At 59.3% G+C, this 9,214-nt stretch carries 5 protein-coding genes; 2 read left to right on the top strand and 3 right to left on the bottom strand.

Annotated elements, in window-relative coordinates:
• The first annotated feature begins 94 nt into the window (after positions 1–94).
• Positions 95–1,043, top strand: a protein-coding gene (locus tag UB31_RS40685) for an IS630 family transposase (RefSeq protein WP_156163132.1) whose coding sequence is annotated in 2 segments (ribosomal slippage) — positions 95–430 and positions 432–1,043 — 948 coding nt in all. Because the reading frame shifts where the segments join, the coding sequence is not laid out codon by codon here.
• 6 nt (positions 1,044–1,049) lie between these two features.
• Here UB31_RS40685 and UB31_RS26475 read toward each other — a convergent pair.
• Complete coding sequence (locus UB31_RS26475; protein WP_045005818.1) at positions 1,050–1,667, bottom strand: LabA-like NYN domain-containing protein; 618 nt, start codon at positions 1,665–1,667, stop codon at positions 1,050–1,052.
• Positions 1,668–5,338: 3,671 nt separating this feature from the next.
• On the opposite strand from UB31_RS26475, the gene UB31_RS42245 reads away from it, so the two are divergent.
• Positions 5,339–5,488 (top strand): hypothetical protein, encoded by a 150-nt coding sequence (locus tag UB31_RS42245; protein WP_197087348.1) that lies wholly within the window; start codon positions 5,339–5,341, stop codon positions 5,486–5,488.
• A 943-nt stretch (positions 5,489–6,431) separates the two neighbouring features.
• Here the strand turns inward: UB31_RS42245 and UB31_RS26470 are convergent.
• Entirely contained in the window at positions 6,432–7,700 is a 1,269-nt protein-coding gene (locus UB31_RS26470; RefSeq protein WP_063775638.1) for a GTP-binding protein, read from the bottom strand.
• 5 nt (positions 7,701–7,705) lie between these two features.
• A partial coding sequence (locus UB31_RS26465; protein ID WP_045013006.1) for a DUF4082 domain-containing protein occupies positions 7,706–9,214 on the bottom strand: 1,509 nt, incomplete at its 5' end.

The following is a 9,214-nucleotide window of genomic DNA, read 5'->3' as shown; positions in this document are numbered from 1 at the left end:
CTAGAGCGGATCATTGATTAATTGAATCGAAAGGGATTCCGTCGGGCGGCGGTTTGTGATTCAAGATGCTGGCTGGATCGGAGGCCAGCATCGGATGGTCCGACCTCTTTCGAATGATCTTCGTGAACGAGCCGTGAAGGCGGTGGAATCCGGCGAGAGTTGCCATGCCGTGGCGGCCCGGTTCGATGTTGCGGTGTCGTCGGTCGTGAAGTGGAGGCAGCGCTATCGCGCAACAGGTTCGGTCGCGCCGGGCAAGATGGGGGGACACCGCAAGCCAGTTCTGGCGCCGCATCGAGCATTCATCGTGGAGCGGATCAGTCAGATGCCACATTTAACGCTGCACGGGCTGAAGGACGAACTTGCCGCGCGAGGCGTAAAAGTCTCGCACCACGCGGTGTGGACCTTTCTGCGACGCGAAGGTCTCAGCTTCAAAAAAAACTCTGTTCGCCCTTGAACAAGGCCGCGCCGATGTCGTGTGGCGGCGGCAGCGCTGGCGCAGCTTGCAGGATCGCCTCGATCCAAACCGCCTGGTGTTCATCGACGAGACCTGGATCAAGACCAACATGGCACCGCTACGCGGCTGGGGAGCCAAGGGCGAGCGGCTGCGCGGCTTTGCGCCGCACGGTCACTGGCGAACCCTGACCTTCCTCGGTGCCCTACGCTGTGACCAGCTCACTGCGCCTTGCGTGTTCGACGGACCGATCAACGGCGAAAGCTTCCGCGCCTATGTCGAACAGCAACTCGTCAAAGTGCTCAAACCGGGCGACATCGTCATCATGGATAATCTCGGTAGCCACAAGTCGCCGACAGTCCGTCAGATGATCCGCAAAGCCGGCGCTAGGCTGTGGTACCTGCCGCCGTACTCACCCGACCTGAACCCGATCGAGCAGGTCTTTGCCAAAATCAAACATTGGATGCGCATCGCACAGAAACGCACGATCGACGACGCCTGCGACCACATCGGTCACCTCGTCAGAGGCGTTATGCCAGCCGAATGCACCAACTACTTTGCTAATGCCGGATACGCTTCTATCAAAAAATGAAACGCTCTAGTCGTGAGGGTTGTTCCCGTTCGGCTCTTGCAAGAACTTCGGCATCTGTCCACGCGCTTCGCGATCACGCGGGGCAGAGCGCTCGGACGGATCGCGGCCAAGCTTGGACTGCAACTCGACGAGATCGGTGAAGACGTCGGCCTGGCGGCGCAGCTCGTCGGCGATCATCGGCGGCTGGCTGGCGATGGTGGAGATCACCGTCACTCGCACGCCGCGACGCTGCACGGCTTCGACCAGGGATCGGAAGTCGCCATCGCCCGAAAACAGCACCATCTCGTTGATGTGCTCGGCAAGCTCCATGGCGTCCACGGCAAGCTCGATATCCATATTGCCCTTGATCTTGCGGCGGCCGGAGGCATCGACAAACTCTTTAGTCGCCTTGGTGACGACCGTGAAGCCGTTGTAGTCCAACCAATCGAGCAGCGGACGGATCGAGGAAAACTCCTGATCCTCGATGACTGCGGTGTAGTAGAACGCCCGAAATAGCTCCCCGCAGCTCTGAAATTCCTTCAGTAGGCGCTTGTAATCAATGTCAAAGCCGAGGGCTTTCGCCGTCGCGTAAAGATTGGCGCCATCGATAAAAAGCGCGATCCTGTTGGTTGGAGCGGATGACATAACTTGCGGGCTTTCTGAAGCCGAATAAAGACGACCAAAAATACTTTAAGCTTCAAAGCGACCGAAGAGTCGGGAGGAACTTCGCGCCACCCAAGAAGGTTATCTTATGAGATTTGTTGAATATTGTGGCTATTTTAGGTGGTCGTTTTGGAGTTTGCGTCCCATGAGCGACGTGGAATTTCCTCTGTTTGATAGTTCGATCACGCGGCGCGGTCGCGCTTGGCATTGGTGTGTTTCTGGCGAAGCGGGTGAGGTTGTCTTGCAAGGTATGGAGCGCAGCCGACCAGTGGCACAGTATATGGCTGCGCGCGCTACTTTTTTATTGCTGCTCACCGCGCCGTACCGGAGACGCACGAACTGCTGAGTTAAGCGCGCCTGACTTGGGGACTTGGGATTGCGGCACTGAAACACGCTCGCGGAAAGATCTGGCGAGCCGCATGGGCGAAACGATCTGCTGGGCTGCATTCAAGCCGCCCTTGGCGAACAAACCTTGTAGGATTTGCCACGACCAGCTCTGTCAGAAACCAGCGACTTTCTGCGACAGTGGCAGCAGGACATAGACGCGCGCTTCACGAAGTCTCTCGGACGGGACAAGGCCAAGTAATCGATAAGAACGAACTCGTTGCTCGGGTTTGGCCAGGTTATTTCTGTCGACAGCAGCGCTCTCAGGTTTCACATCGCTGGCCTGCGCAAAGTGCTCGGTGACAACGGCATCAAGACCGTCTGCGGGCGCGGGTACTGTCTGGTTGTGATGGACATTGGGTCGCAATCAATCGTGGGACTAGGCGTGGGTACCGAGGTGCGCATCAACCCCGCGCCGCAGCTTCCCATGCCGCTCGACGTTGGGGGGAGAAGCGGCTCACGGAATGTCGCCGCGGGCTGCTGTTCATCGAATTGTGGGAGCCGTGGCGGCCAAGCGCGTTCGAAACAGAGTTCTCTCGTCTCCGCGGGAGCTACGCCGGTGAGAAGGTGTCCTCGAGCTGCGGTGGGACCGCACGGATCTTTTCACCGTCGTGCTGTTCAAGTCAGCCTTGGCAAAATGCATTTTGATACAGTGGCGATCATGAAGAGCGGGGGTTAGAAAAAAGGGCCGCCCGCCGGACGGCTCTTCTAACAGCTAATTCCAGCCAGTCTAAAAAGATACGTGAGCAGACGTGGGCCCGGGTGAAACTGATAAGGGATATAAACATCCTGCCCCGGTGGTCCGATTGAGGCATCGATCCTGGTTCAGCAATATTTCGTCGAGTTGCGAAAGCTCTTGTTCCGTAAAGGAACATTCGCGAAGTGACATTTTTTCCGGTTTAGCAGGACGAGACCCCCGTTGGTTCTTCGCGACGGCCGACCGTCAGCGATGCTCTTCGGCATTGAGAGCCATATCGGTCCGGACGGCGTCTTGATCTCGACCGGGCTGTCGGTAACTTCAAGTTGCCGTCCGAATGGTCTAGGTTTCGACGCAAATCCCTAACGAGTTCGGGGTGTCGTGAGTATTTTGTTACTTTTACTCGCGGCGTGCGTTGTTGGCGCTCTCCTCCTCCTGGCATTCGGCCAATAGGGCCGACAACGGCCGCAACCGTTGCCGTAAATCCTCAGCCCGACGCCGGATTAAGGTTTCTGGTTGGTTGTTTTTGACTGTGCGCGCTTGAGCGCGTTCACTCCATGACGCGGATGGAGACGAATGTGATCATCTGGTTGTTAGTCATCGTCATCGGAGTTAGTGTCGCAATCCTGATCGCCCACACGATTGACGCAATACGTTCCTGAAGCGTCGCGGCGCACACCGTTTCACGGTGCAGGACGCTCAAACTTTTGCGTATCCGAGAGCGGAAGTCTCTCGATCAGCGAGAACGGCTTGGCTGCTTCGAGCGTGGCCGCACGATCCAGCAGCTGCTATCTTGTGCTCCGATACCCCATCGTAGCAATTTGCGGCTTGCCCGATCGAAATCGGGCCTGACTTCGGCGCCGCGTTGTCCGCACTTCCGACAGATCAACCGCGGCTCGATCTCCGAAAACCCGACTGAGGACGAAGCGTGACTGGCAGCGGATGGCGGCTCACCAGACAGTTGAGACTTTAAGAGTGCGTGCCCAACGCGCCTAGAAGGTCGGGCCCTTCAGCTTTGGAGTAACTGCCGCACGATTGAGACCCTTCAACACTGCGTCGATGGTCGTGAATTGCGCACCGCGAGAGCGACTTTCCGTTTGCCGCTTGCTCACTCGGGTAACCAGCCAGAGAGTGCTGCCGCAGCTGGCGCATTTATAGAGCTTCAGCTCGCAACCCTGGGCAACAGGGAAAACGGCCTCAAGCCCCCGAGCTTGGCAACAAAGCATGCAACCGGCTTCGCCATGCACTATAACCCCCTCCACGGTAGCAATTCGCGCGACGAGCAGAATGAGGACGTGAGTCGACTTCTGCAGGCAATAGCGATAGTTCGCAACGCGCGTGAAACATCGGCTGGAGTCTCACTGGCTTCGCGGGGGGCGACATCAGAACGATCGCGCGCCGCAAGCACAGCTTGCCGGTCAACCGGGCGTTTTTTCTCGAACGCTAGACGCTAGGAATCGCCGAAAGAGTCCGACTCAAGCCGATACTCTCGAGCTTCCAGATCGGCGTGTCACGCGGCCAGCAACTTGCGGCTGAAATCGCTGCTGCTCTAGGTATCGCAATTAGCAGCTAACCTGAGCTTCCTAAGGAACGGCGCAAACCCATCGGTAGGGCATTCCTTCGCAACACTCGCCTGAACTTTTTCGGTGGACCGCTTGACGGGTTTCTTTGCTACACTTGCGCGCTTTTGAGCTTCGGCCTTCGAAGCATACGGATCATGCCAGTGACGAGGAACGAATTCCGGGGATTGTCTCGGATGGCTGATCGGAGGAGCCGGTTGAGGCTCTTGCTGCACAGCTACGAAGCTGACCTCTGTTATTTGCTTGGGCAGCTCGACGCCTCTCTCCACGATAGTTTGCAGCCTGTCAGATTTGTTCGTGGTCGCAGCCGCCGGCGGCGCAACGAACTGCGGGGGCGCATCCGACTCCGCGGTTGGATCCGACCTCTGGCCTCCAGCGGCAATCGCACAGACTGCAACCACGCCAAGCACTCCAAACACAATTGCTTTCGGCATTTGCCAGTCCCCACATTGGCAATCTCAGCAATTTGCCACGAATGGGTCCAGAATGAGGCCAAATTCTCTAGTTTGGTTAATTCGGGAAGACGTCCGCACGCGGCTTGGCGGCCCGAGATGAAATACAATCCACGTAGGCTCCGGAAACCGGCTGCGGGGCAGGACAGGGCCACCTGAGGCCGTGCGGCGTAACGCCCGCGCGGCCTGAGATGTTTTCCGGTGCGCGAAGGTTGAGCCAGAAGGATCGCGATGCCCAGGAAGGCGAACGCGGCAACTGCAACCTCTGTCATCGCTGCACCCACTTGCTGGAAGTGCCAAAAAGAGCAGCCTGCAGGAATTGCTCATAAACCGTGGTCGCGTTCTGAGACATCTTGCGGTCAGCGGCGGGAAACTTTTGCCATTCCCGTATGTATGGTCGGCATGGGCGAGAAATAGCGAAGTACTTGGCCTTCGCGGGGGAATCCCGAAATCGCGCGGCCAATGCACGCAAGAGTGCAGATGAAGAAGCTTGGTTCGCCCTCGCCGAGAAATGGTTGAGGCTGGCTCGGGACGCTAACGATGAGGCATCCGCCCGACTGCCACAAGAAGGTCTGGCCGTTCCAGAACTTCCACCAACTGGTCGAGAAGGGCGCGCTCGTTACTACGCGGTTGCGGCTTCAGGTATTCTTCCAAAATACGCTACGCATCGCTGACGGCTTGAAGAGCTAGTTCTTCGTCGTGCATGGAGCCAAACTCCCGCTTGATCTGCTAGATAATACAGCCTTTATTAAAATTTGTTCCATTTAAATTAAATTTGGGTTTTATTGTGCTTATAGGCTCGAACGGGCTTTTGGCGACTTCTTCAGCCGCAAAAGCACCCGGCCCAACGGATTGATCTTCGAATATGCTTCGGAGCGCTGCTCTGCGTCCGCGAAATTAACCCGCTGAGTTCGATACTCTTCTGCGTAGCATGGTGGTGATTGATAGCGGCCGATGCGAGTTGCGTCCACTCGCATCCGGTCCTTCAGGGACACCGCACCGCTCCCTTTCATGGGCGCGGTCGGGGCTGCTTCTTGCGCTTCCTGATTGCCTGCTTGATTTGCTCCCGCAATCGGAGGATCTCGGCATATTGAGCATGAAGCTCTGGATCGAAAAGCTGTACCTTCGTCTGTTTTTTCTGGTGGTTGCGTTTCCTCATGTTGCAACGTAGCGGCGGCTTCCGATAGAAGCATCTCATTCCCGAAATTAAGCTTGATGCGCGCGTCGCCGGTTAATTCTGGAACTGGAAGTCACTCTCTCAGGGGGAGTGAGCTTGCTCCCTGGCTTGCTGTGCTTCTGCTGGCGGCTTTTTTTCAGACGGGCTCGCAACGCATCCTGTGGCGATATGGCGGTCGCCATCCTTGATGATCCAGACCGCCTGGTGGACGAGTTCTCCATCGGCGTATCGCGCTTTTCGCTTATAGAGCCGGGCTCCTTTGCTTGGACGCGGCATAGCCCCCTCATTCGCTTGATATCGTCTAGTGTCGTGAAGTCCTTTTTCAGCTCCTATTGACCGCTCCGTATCGCAGTCGCATGACCTCGGGTTGAATGTGCGTTCACGGCCGGGGCTCGTCGATGTCTAAGTTGATGTTCTCCGATCCGTTTCCGCTCTTGCCTCTCCGCTTTTGAGCCGTCAGCGGCGGAGTTTTTCGCGCTCAGCCCTCGGCTGCGAATCCGTCCCCCACCAGGGGAGCGTCGGAAGTCCCCAATCAGGAAATGGATCGGCGAGCTTCGCGGCAGTTGCGGGCCCCGTTGCCGGCAGGTCGAACAAGCATTCGTCCAGCATGGTCCGCAGCGCCGTGTCGTCGTAATCCCTTCCGATGAAGACCAACTCCTGCCGGCGATCACCGCAAACGGCGTCCCACCGGCTGTCGACGGACGCAAGGAAGTTTCCATCGCTCGGCCATTTTTCGCGCGGGACCGAAGCCCACCATAATCCGCTGGGCTCGCATCGTCGCTGAATCCCCGCGACCGAGAGCATTCCCGCCCAGTCAGGCCGCGTCGCGAGCCAGAAATAGCCTTTTACGCGCAGAATTCCCGGCCAGGGCCTGCCCAGGAAGTCAAGAAACTTCCCCGGATGGAAAGGCCGGCGCGCACGATAGACGAACGAGGCGATGCCATAGGCCTCCGTCTCCGGCATATGGGCCTCGACCTGATCCAGTTCCCGGCGCCAAAAGGGGTGCAGCGCCGCCTTGGCCGGGTCATACAAACCGCGATCCAGAATCGCGCTCAGGGGCGCTCGTCCATAGTCCGTTTCGATCATCACGGCGTCCCGGTTCAGCGCGGCGACGATGGATCGCGCCTTGGCGCTCTCCACCTCGCGCGCATCCGACACCTTGTTGACGACGACGATGTCGGCGAATTCGATTTGTTCGACAAGAAGATCGACCAGCGTGCGCCGGTCGGCCTCATCCCTGCGCTCGCCATGGTCCGTCAGAAGATTTCGACCTTGGAAATGATTAGCCAGACTTGTGGCGTCGACGACGGTCACGAGGGCGTCGAGGCGCGCGACGTCTGACAGGGAGAAACCCTCGGCGTCGCGAAAAGAGAAGGTCGCCGCGATCGGCAGCGGCTCGCCGATGCCGGTGCTCTCGATCACGAGATAGTCGAAACGGTTTTCCGCCGCCAGCCGCCGGACCTCGGCAAGCAGGTCGTCCCGGAGCGTGCAGCAGATACAGCCATTCGTCATTTCGACGAGTTGTTCGGTCGAACGGGAAAGTCTCGCGTCGCCGTTGCGCACGAGGTCGGCGTCGATATTCACCTCGCTCATGTCATTGACGATGACAGCGACGCGCAGACCTTCCCGATTGGTCAGGATGTGATTGAGAAGCGTCGTCTTGCCTGCGCCGAGGAAGCCCGTAAGAACGGTCACGGGCAACCTTCGGTCGGCCGTTTCGATCATGACTTTCAAGCTGCATTCGGTTGGAAAACCAGATCAGCCCAATAGTTGGTGGAATTGAAGCTGCTCGTCGGGAACAGACCCTCCGTGCTGGTCCCGCCATAGGCATAGACGCCGTTGGCGGCAGAGGGCGCCGTGACCGGGCCGCTCGTGACCGCGCTGGTGAAGTAATTGCCGGTCCCCACATAGGCGCCGGTGGTGTGATAGGAGGCGACATAGGTCGTGTTGGCCGCGAGCGCGACCGGCGTCGCCAGGGCCACCGTCTGCCAGCCGCTGGCGCTGGTGTTGGTGAAGGTCGCGCTGGCAAGCTTCGTGCCCGTCGCGCTCCAGAGGTCGAGCACGTCGGGTCCGTTGTCGTTGGCCGAGCGATAGAATTTCAGCGCCGTTACCTGTCCCGCCGTCGAAGAGGTGAACTTCACGCCCAATTCCAGCGGCTGACCGTCATTGAAGGACGTCGGTGCCGTCGCCGGCGTCGATGCGCTGAACAGGCTGAAATTCTGGGACGCCGTGGTCGAGACGGTCAGGTTGAAGTTTTCGCTGGCGGAGAGGCCGCCTGCGTCGGTCGCGGTGAGCTTGACGGCGACGGTGCCGGCATCGGCAGCGGCCGGCGTTCCGGTGAAGACGCGCGTCGTGGCGTTGAAGCTGAGCCAGGTCGGCAGCGCCGCGCCTGTCGAGTTGGTCGCGACATAGGTCAGGCTGTCGCCGCTGTCGACATCGGTGAAGGTCCCGGTCGGCAGGGTCAAGGAATAGGCCTGGCCGATGACGGCCGACTGCGCCGACGTCTGGGCCGCCAGCACCGGCGCGTCGTTGGCGCCGTGGATGGTGACGGTCAACGTCGTCGAGGAATTGGCGCCGGCGGTGTCACTCATCGTGTAATTGAACGTGTCGGTCAGCGTGTCGGTGGGGAGCCGCAGCGCCTGGACCGCAGCGTCGGTCTCGTTGATCGTATAGGTGTAGGTGCCGTCGGCGTTGAGGACGAGTCCGCCATGCGCGCCGGTCAGCGACGTGCCGAGCGCGCCCGCGGTGGCTCCAAAACTGACCGCGGTGACGGTCTTGGTGTCGCCGGTGTCGGGATCGGTGTCGTTGGTGAGCACGTTGCCGGTGGCCGCGGATCCGGCAATGCCATTGGCGATGCCACCCTTCTCCGTGGCGCTGCCCGTGTCCGCGACTGCTGTCGGCGCGGTGTTCGATCCGCCGACTGGCGTGAACGCAATATCCGCCCAATAATTGCTCGCGTTATATGAGCTCGAAGGAAACACGCCGGCCGTGCTGGTCCCGCCATAGGCATAGACGCCGTTGGAGGCCGCGATCGCCGAGAGCGGGCCGCTCGTGACCGCGCCGGTGAAGTAATTTGCGGTTATCACATAGGCGCCCATGGTGTGGTAGGAGGCGACATAGGTCGTGTTGGCCGAGATCGTGACCGGCGTCGCCAGGGCGACCGTCTGCCAGCCGCTGGCGCTGGTGTTGGTGAAGGTGACGCTGGCGAGCTTTGTGCCTGTCGCGTTCCAGAGGTCGAG

The organism is Bradyrhizobium sp. LTSP849 (assembly GCF_000938255.1).
Classification (GTDB): Bacteria; Pseudomonadota; Alphaproteobacteria; order Rhizobiales; family Xanthobacteraceae; genus Bradyrhizobium.
Note: the sequence above shows the minus strand (reverse complement) of the source record. Positions and strands in the feature narration are given on the sequence as shown.

Bases quoted from the DNA above. Each gene is read 5' to 3' on its own strand.
- UB31_RS26470 (WP_063775638.1), bottom strand. From the start codon at position 7,700: ATGATCGAAACGGCCGACCGAAGGTTGCCCGTGACCGTTCTTACGGGC.
- UB31_RS42245 (WP_197087348.1), top strand. From the start codon at position 5,339: ATGAGGCATCCGCCCGACTGCCACAAGAAGGTCTGGCCGTTCCAGAAC.
- UB31_RS26475 (WP_045005818.1), bottom strand. From the start codon at position 1,667: ATGTCATCCGCTCCAACCAACAGGATCGCGCTTTTTATCGATGGCGCC.